Source organism: Streptomyces sp. NPDC002018, from assembly GCF_042890865.1.
GTDB lineage: Bacteria > Actinomycetota > Actinomycetes > Streptomycetales > Streptomycetaceae > Streptomyces.
In genome coordinates this window covers 149,324-165,651 of sequence record NZ_JBIASO010000014.1, presented here as the reverse complement: position 1 = coordinate 165,651, position 16,328 = coordinate 149,324, and the positions used below count along the sequence as shown (strand labels likewise).

Annotated in this window: 12 protein-coding genes and 1 pseudogene; 4 read left to right on the top strand and 9 right to left on the bottom strand. The window is 69.0% G+C overall.

Annotated features, from left to right (window positions below):
• Positions 1–62: 62 nt before the first annotated feature.
• Both ACFYYH_RS23600 and ACFYYH_RS23595 read right to left on the bottom strand, forming a co-directional pair.
• Positions 63–479 carry an ATP-binding protein gene (locus tag ACFYYH_RS23600; protein ID WP_388554356.1) on the bottom strand — a complete coding sequence of 139 codons (417 nt, stop codon included), beginning with the start codon at positions 477–479 and terminating at the stop codon, positions 63–65.
• 418 nt (positions 480–897) lie between these two features.
• On the bottom strand, positions 898–2,484 hold the full coding sequence (locus tag ACFYYH_RS23595; RefSeq protein ID WP_388554354.1) for a hypothetical protein: 1,587 nt from the start codon (positions 2,482–2,484) through the stop codon (positions 898–900).
• Between the two features lie 464 nt (positions 2,485–2,948).
• Between ACFYYH_RS23595 and ACFYYH_RS23590 the strand changes: the two genes are divergently transcribed.
• Positions 2,949–4,847: an FHA domain-containing protein gene (locus tag ACFYYH_RS23590; RefSeq protein WP_388554352.1), complete on the top strand. Its 1,899-nt coding sequence runs from the start codon at positions 2,949–2,951 to the stop codon at positions 4,845–4,847.
• Between the two features lie 115 nt (positions 4,848–4,962).
• On the opposite strand, the gene ACFYYH_RS23585 is transcribed toward ACFYYH_RS23590, so the two are convergent.
• The gene (locus tag ACFYYH_RS23585; RefSeq protein ID WP_388554349.1) at positions 4,963–6,291 is read right to left on the bottom strand and encodes an aminotransferase; all 1,329 of its coding nucleotides are present in this window, start codon (positions 6,289–6,291) and stop codon (positions 4,963–4,965) included.
• A gap of 439 nt (positions 6,292–6,730) precedes the next feature.
• Here ACFYYH_RS23585 and ACFYYH_RS23580 point away from each other — a divergent pair, with 439 nt between their 5' ends.
• Positions 6,731–7,780 carry an aldo/keto reductase gene (locus ACFYYH_RS23580; protein WP_388554346.1) on the top strand — a complete coding sequence of 350 codons (1,050 nt, stop codon included), beginning with the start codon at positions 6,731–6,733 and terminating at the stop codon, positions 7,778–7,780.
• A gap of 70 nt (positions 7,781–7,850) precedes the next feature.
• Here ACFYYH_RS23580 and ACFYYH_RS23575 read toward each other — a convergent pair whose 3' ends face one another.
• The gene (locus tag ACFYYH_RS23575) at positions 7,851–8,672 is read right to left on the bottom strand and encodes an alpha/beta fold hydrolase (protein WP_388554343.1); all 822 of its coding nucleotides are present in this window, start codon (positions 8,670–8,672) and stop codon (positions 7,851–7,853) included.
• Positions 8,673–8,912: 240 nt separating this feature from the next.
• On the opposite strand from ACFYYH_RS23575, the gene ACFYYH_RS23570 reads away from it, so the two are divergent.
• Positions 8,913–9,473 (top strand): TetR/AcrR family transcriptional regulator, encoded by a 561-nt coding sequence (locus ACFYYH_RS23570; protein ID WP_388554340.1) that lies wholly within the window; start codon positions 8,913–8,915, stop codon positions 9,471–9,473.
• On the opposite strand, the pseudogene ACFYYH_RS23565 reads toward ACFYYH_RS23570, so the two are convergent.
• The 3 genes and pseudogenes from ACFYYH_RS23565 to ACFYYH_RS23555 all read right to left on the bottom strand — a co-directional run.
• Positions 9,457–9,762, bottom strand: a pseudogene (locus tag ACFYYH_RS23565) (IS1380 family transposase); the annotation flags it as partial. The gene ACFYYH_RS23570 and the pseudogene ACFYYH_RS23565 overlap by 17 nt on opposite strands.
• Positions 9,747–10,184, bottom strand: a complete 438-nt coding sequence (locus tag ACFYYH_RS23560) for a VOC family protein (RefSeq protein ID WP_388554337.1) — start codon at positions 10,182–10,184, stop codon at positions 9,747–9,749. The pseudogene ACFYYH_RS23565 and the gene ACFYYH_RS23560, both read right to left, overlap by 16 nt.
• Positions 10,185–10,300: 116 nt before the next feature.
• On the bottom strand, positions 10,301–10,990 hold the full coding sequence (locus ACFYYH_RS23555; protein ID WP_388554334.1) for a hypothetical protein: 690 nt from the start codon (positions 10,988–10,990) through the stop codon (positions 10,301–10,303).
• Between the two features lie 289 nt (positions 10,991–11,279).
• On the opposite strand from ACFYYH_RS23555, the gene ACFYYH_RS23550 reads away from it, so the two are divergent.
• Positions 11,280–12,485, top strand: coding sequence for a glycosyltransferase (locus tag ACFYYH_RS23550; protein WP_388554331.1), 1,206 nt, complete (start codon positions 11,280–11,282; stop codon positions 12,483–12,485).
• A 235-nt stretch (positions 12,486–12,720) separates the two neighbouring features.
• Here ACFYYH_RS23550 and ACFYYH_RS23545 read toward each other — a convergent pair whose 3' ends face one another.
• Positions 12,721–14,250, bottom strand: coding sequence for a helix-turn-helix domain-containing protein (locus tag ACFYYH_RS23545; protein WP_388554328.1), 1,530 nt, complete (start codon positions 14,248–14,250; stop codon positions 12,721–12,723).
• 259 nt (positions 14,251–14,509) lie between these two features.
• Positions 14,510–16,111: an alkaline phosphatase D family protein gene (locus ACFYYH_RS23540; RefSeq protein WP_388554325.1), complete on the bottom strand. Its 1,602-nt coding sequence runs from the start codon at positions 16,109–16,111 to the stop codon at positions 14,510–14,512.
• Positions 16,112–16,328 lie beyond the last annotated feature (217 nt).

The following is a 16,328-nucleotide window of genomic DNA, read 5'->3' as shown; positions in this document are numbered from 1 at the left end:
CCCCGCCCGGCCCCCGGGGCCGTGACGCCTTCGCGGGGCAGCCGTCCGGCGCCCCCCGGCGGTCAGCAGGTGGGGAGCGTGAACCAGACGGCCTTGCCCCGATCCGTCGGGCGGTGGCCGCAGGCCGCGCTGAGCGTATGGATCAGCAGCAGGCCGCGGCCGTTCTCCTGCCAGGGATCGGGCATCGCCCCGAACCCCGCACGCGAGAGATTGCCCGGCGGCGCCGGGTCGCGGTCGTGCACCTCGACCTGGCAGCCGGTCGGCAGGAGCTCCACGACCAGCTCGATCGGATCGTTCCCCGGTGTGTGCTTGATGGCGTTGGCGACCAGTTCCGCCGTGAGCAGCTCTGCCGTGTCGCTGTCGGCCATGTCCGCGAGATGCGCGATCGCCGTCCGGACCAGGGCGCGCGCGAGCGGTACGGCTTCCGCACTGTGGGGCAGCGCGACGCGCCACGAGGGGAGGCCTGAGGTTTCCGGCACGGCGGGTGGTCCGATCAGCGTGGTTCGGGGGGTGTTGAGGGTCGGAAGTGCTACCGGCTTCAACTTTACGGAGCGTAAGGGCGCGGGCAAGAGGCGGCGGCCCGCCGGAGAAGGGACTTCGGTCCTGCCCGGATCGGGACCTTCGGCAGGGGTCCCGGGAGGAGCGGGCAGAGGTCCCGGGGCGGCGCGGCCCTGCTCTGATCCCTCCACCGCGGTCACCGCCCCGCGACGCGACCGCTTGTGCGCTTGTCCGCTCATCCGCGCGGGACTGCTTGTCCGCGTGGGATCGCCTGTCCGCGGGGGGACCGGTTGCCTGCGCGGGACCGGCCGCACCGGCCGTCCCTCATACGACAGCGGCCGCCGGCTGTGCCTGTCCCCCCGTGCGGACAGGCACAACCGACGGCTGGATCCGGGTCGGTCAGGCGGTGATGGGGGTGGTCTGGGTGCACTTCTTCCACTCGACCCAGGGACGTGTGCCGCCGCTCTGGGGGCCGGTGGCGTAGGTCGGGTCGCCGGTGATGGTCTGTTCCTTGTGTTCGTGGGTGATGTCGATGCCGAAGAGCTTGAAGCCCATGGTGACCTGTCCCGCGGAGATGCCGAAGCCGATGCCGAGGGAGGCGTTCCACCAGTCGGTGTTGGCCTTGTAGTCGAGGCGGGAGAGTTTGCCCTTGTCGTGCAGGAGGCGTTCCAGGGGTCCGGCGTCGGCGCCGGGTGCCTCGGCCGCGTCGGAGGGTGAGGGCAGGGCGTCGCCGGCGGGGAAGTCGCCGCGTCCGCGCAGCCAGTCCTCGACGAGGGTGCTGTCGGCGTCGTTGTCGAGGACGAGTTCGGCGGACTCGGTGTGGATCTGGGACTCGATCTCCCCGCCGCCCCCGCCGACGTCGATCGTCACGGGGCCCGCGTTGGCGCCCGCGCCGACATTGACGCCGGGGCCCTCGCCGGCCTCCTCGCTGGTGGTGATCACCATCTTCTGGGGGCGGTGCGGCTGTCCGTTCTTCTCCTCCTCGTCGTACATGGCCGCGTCGTAGGTGACGGCCACCTGCTGCATCCGGGTGCCGGTGACCTGGCCCACCTCACCGGCCTTGCCGCTGACGGAGAAGGTGTAGACGAAGGTGACCTTGCCCGCGTCCGGCCCGGTGTTGGTCCGCAGGACCACCACGTCCTCGGTCATGGAGCCGCTGATCAGGTCCGTCGAAACGCTGCCGAGGTCCTTGGGCTTGCCGTCCTTGCCGCCCTCCCCGGTGCCCTTGGTGAACGACTTGCCGAAACTCACCCCGCCGGAGGCCTCGGTGGTCGTCTTGGTGATGTCGACGTCCGGCATCCGCTCCGGGTTGGTCTTCTCCATCTGCGACATGGCGTTGTTGCTGCACCCGACCTGGCTGATGGGAGAGACGGGGGAGCCGACCATGGCGCGGCAGATGGCTTGCTCGTTGAGCGCCTCGGCAAAGGCCTTGGCGTCGGCGAGATTGGCCTCCAGATCGGCCTGCGGATTGTCGGTCTTGTGGCTGCCGAACATCCACTGGCCGCCGCTGCCGCTGCCCCTGGCGTAGGTGCCGCTCAGCGAGGCGCTGCCGCCCCAGTCCTTCAGCCCGGGGATCCCGGCGGAGACGCTGGCCGTGACCCCGACACTGCTGTCCGTCACCCGCTCCACGGTGACCGTGCCGTCGGACCACTGCTGGACCTTGAGCTGGTCCGAGCCGCTGATCTTGATGAAGAGGATCTGGATGACGACGGTGTCCTTGGTCTGGTCCTGCGACAGCAGACACTTCGCGGGCTGGAAGGGGTCGTCGGGAGGTACGACGGGATCCTCACCGTCGCCTCCGCCGCCTCCGTCGTCCCCGTCGCCGCCGCCGTCCTCACCCGAGGCGCACCCGGCGGGGACATTGTCCGCGTGAACGATTCTGCATACGGCGTTCTTGAGCCCGACCGCCTCGTCGTCGGGCACCGTCAGCCCGACGATCGCCGCCACGATCAGGGCGACGACCCCGACCAGCGCGACATACTCCACCCCGCCCTGGCCTTTATCGCCATGCGCATGCCAAGCCGGGAGACCTCTGGCGCCCCTCACGCTTCACTCCTCACCCACGCCGTAGCCGTTCCCCCGAACGGAACGCAGCGTAAGAACGAACCTGGGCCCAACGGCAGGGTCCCCGGACCCACTTGTGGGCCCAAGATCGCCGAGACGCGTGCCGCGGTGTACCGGCCGTGCCACAGAGCCGGTACGAGCCTGTTCTGACACTCCGTCGGCCCCTGCTGGCCGTCGCGCGAAGACGGATATGCTGCCGCACAGCCGAACGCCCTGATGTCTCCGCTGACCTGGGCAACTCCACCCTGAGGCAGAAGAGGATCATTGGTGGGACCCGGTCCGTCCCGGCACGCGACGCAGTGCCCCCGGCGCCCGACGAGCGCATCGATCTCGTCAGTTCTCTGTCCTGAGTTCCCTGTTCTATGACCCATGGAAAGGAGTGACCCGTGCCACCCGAGATAGTGGGGCGTGAAGGTCCTCTCGCCGGCCGAAGGTTCCCGGTCGGCGACACCTCGATCACCTTCGGCCGCAAGAACGACAACAGTGTGGTCATCGCCAGCGGCAGCGCCTCACGTTTTCACGCGGAGGTAGTGCGCGAGCCCGACGGCTATGTCCTGCACGACCGGGGAAGCAGCAACGGAACGCTGGTCAACGGGGAGCGTGTGACCTCGCGCAGACTGGTCCCCGGCGATGTGATCACGATCGGCGACGAGACCTTCTGTTTCGAGGCGGCCGACGCGGTGGCGACGGTCCTGCTCCCGGCGTCCGCCCCTTCCGGTCCTTCCGCCCCGGCGCCCGACCCGGGACCGGTCCTACAGGTCACGGTCTCGGGCGGCGGCCCCGTCGGACTGAGTTTCGCCCTGCTCCTCGAACGCCTCATGGGCGCACGGGTGTTCGTCACGGTGTACGACGGCCGCTGGACCCAGGACGGGTCGCGGGTCGTCTGGAAGAACGAGGGGCAGGGGAACGTCCGGCGGCAGCAGGTCGTCACCATCCAGAGCCGTCAGTATCTGAATCTTCCCGAGGAGGTCCAGGCGCGGTTGTTCAGCGCCGAGTCGTACACCGAGATGTGGCCGGCCGGCCCCGATTCGATCCGCGGCTACAGCCCGCGGAACATCCGGATCGCTTATATCGAAGACACGTTGCTTGAGATAGCGAACGAGAAGACCGACCGTATCCGGCTCGTCCCCGCCCGGTTCGACCCGGTCGAGCACCATGACGATCTCGTCAAGGACCATGTGCTCGCCATCTGCGAGGGAGGCCGCTCCCGCACGCGCGAGCACTTCACCGACAAGTTCGGCAACGCCGACAAGTCGATCTACTCGCTGAACGGGCAGCACGTCCAGGACGTCGTGCTGGGCCTGCGGGTCAAGTCCGATCTGCCGGACCCCATGACGGTGCTGCTGACCGTGGCCCAGAACCGCTTCCTGCTGAACTCCCTGCGTGGCGAGGGATTTCTCAATATGCGCCTCACCGACACCGAGGCCAAGGAAGTCGTCGGTATCGATCCCGTACGCCATGTGTTCGAGGACTGCATCGCCTCACGCCCCTGTGTGATGGGGCGTGACGACGACGGTGACTTCCACTGCTCGACACACGGCACGCTGTTCCTGCCCGCCCTGGTCAGGGGCTCGGCGTTGTGGAAGCGGGTCGTGGAAGGGCTGGCGTTCTTCGGCGTGGCCGAGGAGAACCTGAGCGCCGTCACCGCGTTCCGGCTGAACATGGTGCAGCGGCCGCGCTTCACCGGCCAGTTGTTCTCCACGACCTCGACCACCCCCGGGACCTATGGATTCCTGCTCGGGGACGCCGCCAACGCGATCCACTTCTGGCCGGGACGCGGACTCAACACCGGCCTGGCGTCGGCCACCTCCCTGGCACGGTCGCTGGACAACGCCTGGCGCGGAAAGCCGTTCCGCGACGCCGACTTCCTCCGTCATGAGGCGGCGATGTCGATGCTCCAGTACCGGCAGAAGAGCCGCGCCTGGAAGGCGATGGTGACCACCGACGAGCAGGGGGCCACGCACGCGATCAAGGACAGGATCGCGCGGAGCATCGAGGACGCCGCCGGGACGGCCCTCGACAAGGAAGCCGACATCGAGGCGCTCATGGAGCAGTTGCGCGAGATCCGCACCCGGCTGTCGCCGCGCATTCCCGGTATGCCCGACGACTCCACCCTCCGGGATCATCTGCGGACGATGAAGGGCGAGACCCTGCGGACGCTGCGCGAGAGCGGAGCCTGGGACACGTTGATCGTCGGCGGTGAGGAGGTCGACATCGACATCTTCTACCGCCAGGACGTTCCCGTTCCGGCTCTCGTGGAAGGGAGCCTGAGCCGCGAGGGCTGAACGGCCCCCCCGGGGCCGCGAGCAACGCGCCGCGAGCGACTCCGCGCACGGCATCACCGCGCACGGCATCGCCGTGCTCTGTCGGCCCGCTTCACCTCGGAGAAGCGGGCCGATCTCATGCGCGCGTGCTGGTGAGGATGTCCTGATACGCGGCGCCGAAGCAGTCGACCATGGTTTTGAGCTCGGCGTCGGAACTGATCAGCGGCGGTGCGAAGGCGATGGTGTCGCCTATCGCCCGTACGAGCACACCGTGTTCGGCGGACCTCGCCATCAGGGCCGCGCCCAGTTCGCCCGGCGCGAGGCCGGTGGAGGACGGGTCGAAGGTGACGGCGCCGAGGAAACCGTACGACCGGACATCACGCACCAGTTCGGCGTCCCGGAACATTCCGAGGCCCTCCGCCAGCACCGGGGCCGTCCTGCGCACATAGTCCGGGATGTCGTACTCCGCCAGCAGGGCGAGGGACTCACGGGCGACGGCCGCGGCCACGGGGTGGCCCGAGTAGGTGAAGCCATGGCCGAACGTACCGATCTCGGCGGAGCCCGTGGTGAGGGCGTCGACCACCCGCTCCGCCACCATCAGCGCGGAGATGGGCATATACGCGGAGGAGAGCCCCTTGGCGAGAGTGATCATGTCCGGACGGAGGCCGAACTCCGTGGTCGCGAACAGAGCACCGAGGCGGCCGAACGCGGTGATCACCTCGTCGGCGATGAACAGGATGTCGTGACGGGCCAGGATCTCCTGCACCCGCGCGTAATAGCCGGGCGGCGGGAAGATGACGCCTCCGGCGCCGAGTACGGGTTCCCCGATGAACGCGGCGATGGTGTCGGCGCCCTCGCGGTCGATGAGCTCCTCCAGACGCGCGACGAGGAGGTCGACGAACTGATCGGTCGTCAGGCCCTCGGCGTCCGGGCCGTGGGGGTCGGGGCAGGTCACCTTCGGGAAAGACGGCAGTGGCAGCCCGAACCCCTGGTGTATCTGGGGTACGCCGGTGGCCGAGGTGGCCGCGACGGTGGTCCCGTGGTAGCCGTTCTCCTGCGAGATGATCTTCCTTCGCTCCGGACGGCCCAGGCTCCGGTGGTAGTACCAAGCGATCTTGAACGCGCTGTCGTTCGCCTCGGCTCCCGAATTGGCGAAGAAGGTGCGGCCCATCGGCAAGGGGGAGATCCGGGCGAGATCGTCGGCGAGTGCCAGTGAGACATCGGTGGTGCGGTGGCCGAAGGAGGCGTAGAAGGGCAGTTTGGCCATCTGATCGGCGGCGGCCCTGACGAGACGGGGCTGGCTGTAGCCGAGATTCGCGCACAGGATGCTGGAGACGGCGTCGAGATAGGAACGGCCCTGGCTGTCCCACACCTTCACGCCTTCCCCGCGAACGATCACATGCGGTTCGGTGTCCAGGTGAGGGGGGCTGTGGGGTTCGAGCATGGTGGTCGGCTGCGCAGACATGGTTGCTCCTTAGGTCCGCTGGTTCCGGTGCGCGTCAGCGGACGGGCGCTCTGGAGTTTCGGCCGCGGAATGATGACCGGGCGGGCGCGGCGGACGAGCCGTTTCGGCACGTCGGCCACGGCGGCGTGGAGGCGTGGTGAGCCTCGCGCACCCTGGGGGACCGGGCCGATCTGTTCTGTCAGGTCCCGAAGGTTCACTTCGGGACATTTGACTCATTTAGTGTACTCGGCGCCTCCGGCTGTGGAGGAGGAGTGTCGCCTCCGCCCCATGCCCCCGCCTCTGCCCGTCCCCCGCCGGGCCGGACGCCGTCCATGGGGGCGGAGATATTGCCGTTTGATTTTCCGGAGACCTCTCCGGTACCGTCCGGAGTGTTCCGGAGACCTCTCCGGATGCATCCCCGTTGAGGATTCCCGTTGAGGACCTCCGGTGAGGAGTTCGCGTGAAGTACATCAAGCTCGGCCGTACCGGTCTCGACGTCTCGCCGATCGCGATCGGCGCGATGACCTATGGCGAGCCCGGACGCGGTCATCCGGTCTGGTCGCTCGCAGAGGACGACAGCCGTTCGCTGATCAGGCACGCTCTCGAAGCGGGCATCAACTTCTTCGACACCGCCAACATGTACTCGCAGGGGTCCAGCGAGGAGATCCTGGGGCGGGCGCTGAAGGACTTCGCCGATCGGGACGACGTGGTCATCGCGACCAAGCTGCGCCACCCCATGCGGCAGGGCCCGAACGGCAAGGGCCTCTCACGCAAGGCGATCATGACCGAGGTCGAGCACAGCCTGCGCCGCCTCGGCACCGACTACATCGATCTCTACCAGACCCATCGCAACGACCCGTCCACCCCGGTCGAGGAGACCCTTGAGGCCCTGCACGACCTGGTCAAGGCGGGCAAGGTGCGCTATCTGGGCGCCTCGTCCATGCGTGCCTGGGAGTTCGCCAGGGCGCTGCATCTGCAGAAGCAGCACGGCTGGGCGCGGTTCGTGTCCATGCAGGACCACTACAACCTCCTCGCCCGTGAGGAGGAGCGCGAGATGATCCCGCTCTGCCTCGACGAGGGCGTCGGCACGATCGTGTGGAGTCCCCTCGCCCGCGGCCGGCTCGCGAGGGCCTGGGACGACGCCAAGGCCACCGCCCGCGGCGCCGACGACGGGTTCGCCGACATGCTCTACACCCCGCTGACCGAGGACTCCGATCGTGCCGTCGTGGACGCGGTGGGGAGGGTCGCCGAGGGCCGGGGTGTCTCTCGCGCCCAGGTCGCCCTGGCCTGGCTGCGGGGCAAGGCCGTTGTCACCGCCCCGCTGGTCGGCGCCGGCCGCCCCTCGCACATCGACGACGCCGTCTCCTCCCTCGACATCGATCTCACCGAGGACGAGATCCGCGTGCTGGAGGCGCCCTACACGCCCCGCCACGACTTCCAGGGCATCTCCGACGACCGCGAACTGCGGCGCGTCATGGCGCGGTTGCCCCAGTTCACCACCGCGAGCTGACGGAGAGGGAACAAGTGTGCCGGAGCCGTGGGGGCCGTCGGTCCGCACCACGAGCCGCGGGCGGGCCGGCCTAATCGACGAGCGGGTGCCGGCGGATGAACGCGATGACGGTCCGCGCGACGAGGGCCGGATCCTCCAGCGGCATCGCATGGCTGACGCCGGGGAGGGAGATCTGTTCGGCATGGGCCAGGCGCTTCGCCAGCGCGCGGTTCCGCGCCCGGTAGGGGCTGTTGAGGCGCTCCCCCTCGGCTCCGTCGACCAGGAGAGCCGGCTGCCCGAGGTCGCCGAGACCGGCGGCGTCGGAATCCCACCCGGCCAGTGCGCCGATCTCGTGCTCGAAGAAGTAGCGCCCGCTGCGGATCGACTCCTCAAGACCTTCGGGGCCCAGGGCGCGCCTGAAGACATCCCGGTAACCGGGACCGCACACGCTTCCGGGGAAGAAACCGAACGCCCGCGGAAGATCCCCTTCCTTCGCGGCGCGGATCGCGTCGCGCATGGCGTCGCTCCTCGGCTCGTCCGGGGCGTAGGGGAACGCCGGTTCCATGAGCGTGAGCGACCGTACGAGCCGGGGATACGCGGACGCCAGCTCCAGGGCGATGCTGCCCCCGCTGGAATGGCCGACCACATGGGCCCGCTCGATCTTCCGGGCCTTCAGCACCTCGGCGAGGTGCCGGGCGTGGTCGGCCAGGCTCAGCCCACCGCTCTTGTCGCGACTGCCGCCGTAACCCGCTCGATGCGTGAGCACGACCCGGTAGCCGTTCAGCAACGGGGCGACCCGGTCGAACCAGGCGGCACCGAACGAGGCGTGCACAAGCAGTACCGGTTCACCGTCGCCTTCGTCCCGGAAGGCGATGTCCGCGTCGCGCAGACCGAGGTGATGGACGGTTGCCATGAGTGATCACGTCCGTAGGGGAGTGAACCGGATCAGCTCCTTCACGCGAACCATGATCCCGTTGTCCGACACATCGCGCATCCGTGCGTCCACGCATCCCGGAGCAGGTCCGACGGGGGGAGACCGGCCATGCGCGGACTTCTGCTGCCGTAGGATCAAAACGGAGGCTTCTCCGCCAGCAGCCGTGATGCCGACGGAGAGGACTCGGACCCGCAGACGAACCTGCCGCCCGGAGGCACCGTGACCACCCAGGACGGACCTCAGCGCGCCGACGCGCTGAAGAACCGGGAGCACATCCTCCAGGTCGCCCACGAGGCCTTCGCCGAGTCGGCCACCACGTCACTCAACGCCATCGCCAAGCGGGCAGGTGTCGGGCCGGGCACCCTGTACCGCCACTTCCCGACCCGCGAGGACCTGATCCTGGCCGTGTACCGGCACGATGTGAAGCGCCTGGTCGACTCGGCGGACGATGTGCTCAGGGCGCACACACCGCTCGACGCCTTCACCGTGTGGTTCGAGACGCTCGCCGACTACATCCGGGTCAAGCACGGCCTCGGCGAGGCCCTGTACAGCGCCACCGTGCAGGAGGCCATCAACGAGACATACGCCCCGGTCCTCGCCGCGGTCGCCACACTGCTGCGCGCCTGCGAACGGGAGGGCAGCGTCCGCCCGGGACTCGACCCCGCGGACGTCCTCCTCCTGATGGGTTTCCTCTGGCGCGTCGGCGCGGACAGCGACGGACACGCGCAGGGACGGCGCATCACCGACCTCGTCATCGAGGGCCTCCGGCCTCGCGACTGACGCGCACGGCCGCCACTCGACGTGCGGATCGTCGCGGCGCCCGCCGGTCAGAGGCGTTGGTCGCGCAGCAGGTGATCCGCATGCCGTCCGCGTCCGTGATCCTCAACTCGGCTCCGGGACGCGGTCGTTCCCTGCGGACGATCAGCCGCATGCCCTTCGGCCGGCCGTCCAGCGGCTTGCCCGTGACCTCGGCGGCCCAGGACCGGGCCCCGTCGCGGATCGTGCCGTCGGCCTCGACGGCCGGCGTCCAGGCCGACGCCGGGCTCCTGGCCGTCAGTTCTTCTTCAGCTCCTCGGCGAGCATCACCAGGATGCCGCTGGGACCGCGGAGGTACGTGAGCTTGTACACGTCCTCATAGGTGGCCACACCGCGAAGCGGACGGCATCCGTGCTGTGCGGCTACCTCAAGGGCTTTGTCGAGGTCGTCGACCGAGAAGGCGACGCGATGCATGCCAATCTCGTTGGGGAGAGTGGGCTTCGACTCGATCGCTTCGGGGTGGATGTACTCGAAGAGCTCAAGGCGACCGTGACCGTCCGGCGTCTGGAGCATCGCGATGTTGGCGTGATTGCCATCAAGGCCGACGGCAGTGTCGGTCCACTCACCACTGACCGTGTCACGGCCGACGACCGTGAGACCGAGGTCGGTGAAAAAGGAGATCGTTGCTTCGAGGTCGCGAACGGCGATGCCGACGTTCTCAAGTCTGATGGCCATGCTGTGCATGCTACCGAGCCGGCGGGAAAAGGCTTGCTGATGCACGGAGATGGCCGGTGACCCCGGCGAGCGTGCGCGGCGCCCACCACGCACGAGCTCGCCGGCGCCCCGGGGAGTCAGCCCGTGGCGGTGTTGTAGTTGACGATGCGCTCCACCATGAGAGCGACCGCACCGGCCAGTGGGCTGTCCGCCTCTTTGCCCACCACGTCGGGTAGCCGGTGCGCCTCCTCCTCGGTGGCCGCCACCATGCCCCAGAACGCGTTGAAGCCCGCAGGATCCGCAGGCTTTTCGGCGGCTGCCCGGACTGTCATGACGCCGCCCCCTTCGACCACGGCCAGCGCGCCCATCTGCCGCAGTGTGCCGGGATCCCGCTCTTCTGCGGCCACGACGCTCCAGCCCGCCACCCCTATGTGCCGCAACGCGGCGAGAAGACTGCCGGCACTGCCCGCGCCCGTGACAACGATGTCAGGCAGAACGAGGGCCACCGGCCCCCGCGTCATCGGCAGGGCGGACCGGATGGCCCCGTCGAGCCCCGGTTCGAACGACTCGTCCTGGTAGACGAAGACCAGCTGAAAGGTCTCGGCATAGCGCGCGAGATAACTCACCGTGTCCAGCTTGTGTGTTCTGAAGACGACGACCACGCGCACGTTCAGTCCGCTGTCGGCCAGTTCGACAACAGCCTCCAGGCTGCGGTCCAGCACGGTGACCCCAGGAGCCAGACAGTGCAGTTCCTTCGAGTAGGGCGCCCCGAAGCGCGTTGCGAATCCGGCGCAGGGCAGGATGACCGAGACATCGGGGATGGGCACGGACGAACTCTGCATGGAGGGGCTCTCAGGTTGTGTTGACGATCGGGAACCGTGCGCGTCTCGCCGGGTACGGGCGGCCCGGGGCCGACGCCGCACCGTCGGCCTGAAAGGCACGCCGGCGCTCACCGTAGTCACCGAGGACGGCTCCACGCGAGAGGGAGTGTTGATCGACGTACGCTGTTGCCGCACATCCGCTACGGCCGACGCGTCGCCGTCACCGAGGACCGCTCGACGCCTGGGCGGGCATGGGCCGAAACGCAGGGGAAGACAGAACGAAAGAGGACGCGGAATGCGGGTGCTGTTGTCCACGTACGGGACGCGTGGCGATGTCGAACCACTGGTGGCACTCGCGGTGCGGCTCCAGGCGCTCGGCGCGGAGGTGCGGATGTGCGCCCCGCCGGACGAGGAGTTCGCGGAGCGGCTGTCAGGTATCGGGGTACAACTGGTGCCGGTCGGGCCACCGGTGCGGGAGTTGATGCGCGGGACGACTCTGCCGTCGGCGGCGGAGCTGTCCCGGTACCGGACCGAGATGGTCGACGCGCAATTCGACATCTTCCCCGCGGCGGCCGACGGATGTGACGTGCTGGTGGCGGCCGGCCTGGCGCAGATCGCCGCGCGGTCCGTGGCCGAGGCCGCGGGCATCCGCTATGTGTACGCGAGCTATTCGGCGGTCAACCTGCCGTCGCCGCACCATGCGCCGCCACCGCGGCCGGGCTGGCCGGAGCCGGAGGTGAACGACAACCGGACGCTGTGGGAGCTGGACGCCCACCACGTGAACGCGCAATTCGGCGAGACGCTCAACCGCCACCGGGCATCGATGGGTCTGCCACCGGTGGACAACGTCCGCGACCATGTCTTCACCGGCCGGCCGTGGCTGGCGGCGGACCCGGTCCTGGGACCGTGGCGGGAGACCCCGGGCCTCGACGTGGTTCAGACGGGTGCGTGGACCCTGGCGGACGAACGCCCGCTCCCGGCCGGACTGGTGACGTTCCTGGACGCCGGCGAGCCGCCGGTCTACGTGGGTTTCGGCAGCATGCGCCCGTCGCCGGACATCGCCCGCAGGGCCATCGAGGCGATCCGCGCACAAGGTCAGCGCGCACTCGTCTCCCGTGGCTGGGCGGACCTGGACCTGCTCGACGACCGGGACGACTGCTTCGCCGTCGGCGAGGTCAACCAACAGCGTCTGTTCGGCAGGGTGGCCGCCGTGGTGCACCACGGCGGCGCGGGCACGACGATGACGGCCGCCCGTGCGGGCGTGCCGCAAGTGGTGGTGGCCCTCCATCTGGCGGACAACCCGTACTGGGCCGGCCGGGTGGCAGACCTGGAGATCGGCGCGGTACCCGAGGGTCCGACTCCGACCACCGAGTCCCTGGGCGTCGCGTTCAAGACGGCCCTGGCACCCGGGACCCGCGCGCGGGCCAAGGCTCTGGGCACCAGGATCCGCACCGACGGAGCGACGGTGGCCGCGAGGCTGCTGCTCGACGCCCGCCGGTGAGCGAGGCCGGCCCGGCCCGCCGGCCTCGGACGACGCCATCACGCGAGAGCGCCGAGGCCGGTGCAGCCTAAGCCCGGACAGCGCCGAGGCCGGACCGCGGACCGCAGCCCGTGGCAGCCCCCGCTCGGGCGTCGAGTCCTCGGGCGTTGAGTCCCAGAGAAGCCCCACCGGTGCCGCCGCCCCCTTCCGAACCAGCGTTCAGCCTGGCCGGGGAGGGGGCTGCGGCCCTTGAGGATCAGATGTCGCGGAAGATCTCGATCTGTGCGCCCACCGAGTTGAGGCGTTCCGCCAGGTCCTCGTAGCCCCGGTTGATGACATAGACATTGCGCAGGACGGATGTGCCCTCGGCGGCCATCATCGCCAGCAGGACGACCACGGCGGGGCGCAGGGCGGGCGGGCACATCATTTCGGCGGCGCGCCAGCGGGTGGGGCCCTCGACCAGGACGCGGTGGGGGTCGAGGAGCTGGAGCCGGCCGCCCAGACGGTTGAGGTCCGTCAGATAGATGGCGCGGTTGTCGTAGACCCAGTCGTGGATCAGCGTCTTGCCCTGGGCCACCGCCGCGATCGCGGCGAAGAACGGCACGTTGTCGATGTTCAGCCCGGGGAAGGGCATCGGGTGGATCTTGTCGATCGGGGCCTCCAGCTTGGAGGGCCTTACGGTCAGGTCCACAAGCCGGGTGCGGCCGTTGTCGGCGGAGTACTCGGTGGACCTGTCGTGGTCGAGGCCCATCTCCTCCAGCACGGCCAGCTCGATCTCCAGGAACTCGATCGGCACCCGGCGGATGGTGAGCTGGGACTCGGTGACCACGGCGGCGGCGATCAGGCTCATCGCCTCGACCGGGTCCTCGGAGGGGGAGTAGTCCACGTCCACGTCGATGCTCGGCACCCCGTGGACGGTCAGGGTGGTCGTGCCGATGCCGTCGACCCGTACGCCCAGCGCTTCGAGGAAGAAGCACAGGTCCTGGACCATGTAGTTGGACGAGGCGTTGCGGATGACGGTCGCGCCGTCATGGCGGGCGGCGGCCAGCAGGGCGTTCTCGGTGACGGTGTCGCCGCGTTCGGTCAGCACGATGGGACGGCCCGGGACGATCGAGCGGTCCACCTGGGCGTGGTAGAGGCCCTCGGTCGCGGCGATGTCCAGCCCGAACCGGCGCAGGGCGATCATATGCGGCTCGATGGTGCGCGTACCGAGGTCGCAGCCGCCCGCGTAGGGCAGCCGGAAGCTGTCCATCCGGTGCAGCAGCGGGCCGAGGAACATGATGATGGAGCGGGTACGGCGGGCGGCCTCCGCGTCGATCGCCTCCATGTCCAGCTCGGCGGGCGGCACGATCTCCAGGTCGACCCCGTCGTTGATCCAGCGGGTCCGCACGCCGATGGAGTTCAGCACCTCCAGGAGCCGGAACACCTCCTCGATGCGCGCCACCCGGCGCAGTACCGTACGGCCCTTGTTCAGCAGGGAGCCGCAGAGCAGTGCCACACACGCGTTCTTGCTCGTCTTGACATCGATGGCGCCGGAGAGCCGGCGTCCGCCGACCACCCGCAGATGCATGGGCCCGGCGTAGCCGAGCGACACGATTTCACTGTCGAGCGCCTCACCGATGCGCGCGATCATCTCAAGGCTGATGTTCTGGTTACCGCGCTCGATGCGGTTCACCGCGCTCTGGCTGGTGGCCAGGGCCTCGGCGAGCTGGGTCTGTGTCCAGCCCCGGTGCTGGCGCGCGTCTCGGATGAGCTTGCCGATGCGTACGAGGTAGTCGTCTGCCATAGAGGCAGGTTATCTCAGTTGTGAGATAAGAGTGATACCGGTGAGTGCCGTTGGAGTGACGGCCACCCGGGGGTATCCGGACCGGGCCACGGGTGTATGACGAGGAGGATTGTCCGGTTGTGTGACCGGAATACTCCCCGTGACGCGCCCAAGGCAGCCCGGGGCGGACATCCCGGACGTATGCCCGGGGCGGCCACCCACGTCCGATCCTGTGCACCCGGGGGCCGCCCCGGCAACCGCTGCGCCGCCGTACGGGTGATCAGACGGGCTTGACCCCGGGCCGGCCCGCCTCGGTCACGAAGGAGGCGCGGGTCGAGATGGGGGCGCCGGCGGTGGTCACATACGGGAGCACCCGGAAATCGGCGCGGCAGGTGTTCCGGGTCAAGGTGCAACGGACGTATCCGCGCTGGAAGTTGGTGAACTTGATATGCGGGTTGGCCGCGAGCAGATTCGCCCCCGAGGGGTCCAGGTCCATACCGTCCTTGCCGGTCGCGATGGAGCTGCCGACGAATTCGACACCGATCGTCGGTGAGTCCGGTTCGTCGTAGTTCCGCTTGAGATCGGCGGCGAGATGGCGGTGCATATCGCCGGTCAGTACGACGGGATTACTGACACCGCGGTCGGCGAACTGCTGGAAGAGCCGCTGGCGCGAGGCCGCGTAGCCGTCCCAGAAGTCCATGACGAACGACTGGCCGGTCCCCGGATCGGTGTCGACCTGGCCGACGGGGATCTGCTGGGGGAGGAGATTCCAGGTCGCGTCGGAGTGTCCGAGGCCGCGGTAGAGCCACTGCTCCTGCTCCGTGCCGAGGATGCTGCGCTCGGGCAGCAGCCGCTCGCCGCAGCCGCTCCTGGTGCCGTCGCCGCACGGCTGGTCGTCACGGAAGAGCCGGGTGTCGAGGATATGGAACGTGGCCATCCGGCCGTACCGCAGGCTCCGGTACATCCGGGCGCTGAAGCCCCTCGGCTTGTTCGGCAGCCGCAGCGGAAGGTGTTCGTAGTACGCCTGGAACCCCGCCGCGGCCCGCACGCGGAAGACCGCGGGATCCTGGTCGGTCTCGTTGTCCAGCTTGGAGATGTCGCGCGCCCAGTTGTCCTCGACCTCGTGGTCGTCCCAGACCACGGCCCACGGATGGGCCTGGTGGGCGGCGATGAGATCGGGATCGAAGCGGTGCAGGGCGTGCCGGTTCCGGTACTGCGTCAGATCCATCGGTTCGGGCCTCAGTTCGGCGGCCACCGGGACCTTGCGTACGCCGCCCATCGCGTCGATGGGGTTCTCGTAGATGTAGTCGCCGAGATGGAGGACGAGGTCGAGGTCCTCCTCGGCGAGATGGCGGTACGCGGTGTAGAAGCCCTCGAACCACGCCTGACAGGAGGCGAAGGCGAACTTCACCGACTTGGGACGGCTGAACGGCGACGGCGCGGTGCGGGTCCGGCCGACGGGACTGAGCACTCCGCCGGCCCGGAAGCGGTAATAGTACTGACGTCCCGCCGACAGCCCCGAGACCTCGACATGGACCGAGTGGGCGAGTTCGGCCACCGCGCGGGCCCGCCCTCTGCGGACGACCGAACGGAAGCGTTCGTCGGTCGCCACCTCCCAGTGGACGTCGACGGGGTACGGCGCCATCCCGCCGGTGCCGTCGGGGGCGAGCGGATGGGGCGCGAGCCGGGTCCACAGCACGAATCCGTCCGGCCAGGGATCGCCGGACGCGACGCCCAGGGTGAAGGGGTTCTCGCGGAACCGCCCCGCGGCTCTGGCGCTGTGGGCCGTCAGTCCGCTCGCGGCGAGTGCCAGCGCGGCCGTTCCCGCGCCGAGCACGGCCCGTCTTTCGAGGCCTCTGATGCCGCCGGTTCCACTGTTCATTCTCATGAAGTCTGGTCCGTTCGTCGTGCGTGGTCCCGCCCCGCCCGAGGGGGGAACCTACGCGTGATTTAACGTCAGTTCATGTGGTAATCACACGGTGAATATCACACGGGAATCGCGGGCCACAAGGGCACCCGTCGTAGGGTGCTACCCCGGTGCAACGCTGGTTCCGCGTGCCTGAACGAGGAGTTCGGTCACGGTAGGGGATGGGTGGTCG

Coding starts and splice junctions, on each gene's coding strand:
- ACFYYH_RS23585 (WP_388554349.1), bottom strand. CDS start 6,291: ATGTCTGCGCAGCCGACCACCATGCTCGAACCCCACAGCCCCCCTCAC.
- ACFYYH_RS23575 (WP_388554343.1), bottom strand. CDS start 8,672: ATGGCAACCGTCCATCACCTCGGTCTGCGCGACGCGGACATCGCCTTC.
- ACFYYH_RS23560 (WP_388554337.1), bottom strand. CDS start 10,184: ATGGCCATCAGACTTGAGAACGTCGGCATCGCCGTTCGCGACCTCGAA.
- ACFYYH_RS23550 (WP_388554331.1), top strand. CDS start 11,280: ATGCGGGTGCTGTTGTCCACGTACGGGACGCGTGGCGATGTCGAACCA.
- ACFYYH_RS23545 (WP_388554328.1), bottom strand. CDS start 14,250: ATGGCAGACGACTACCTCGTACGCATCGGCAAGCTCATCCGAGACGCG.
- ACFYYH_RS23540 (WP_388554325.1), bottom strand. CDS start 16,111: ATGAACAGTGGAACCGGCGGCATCAGAGGCCTCGAAAGACGGGCCGTG.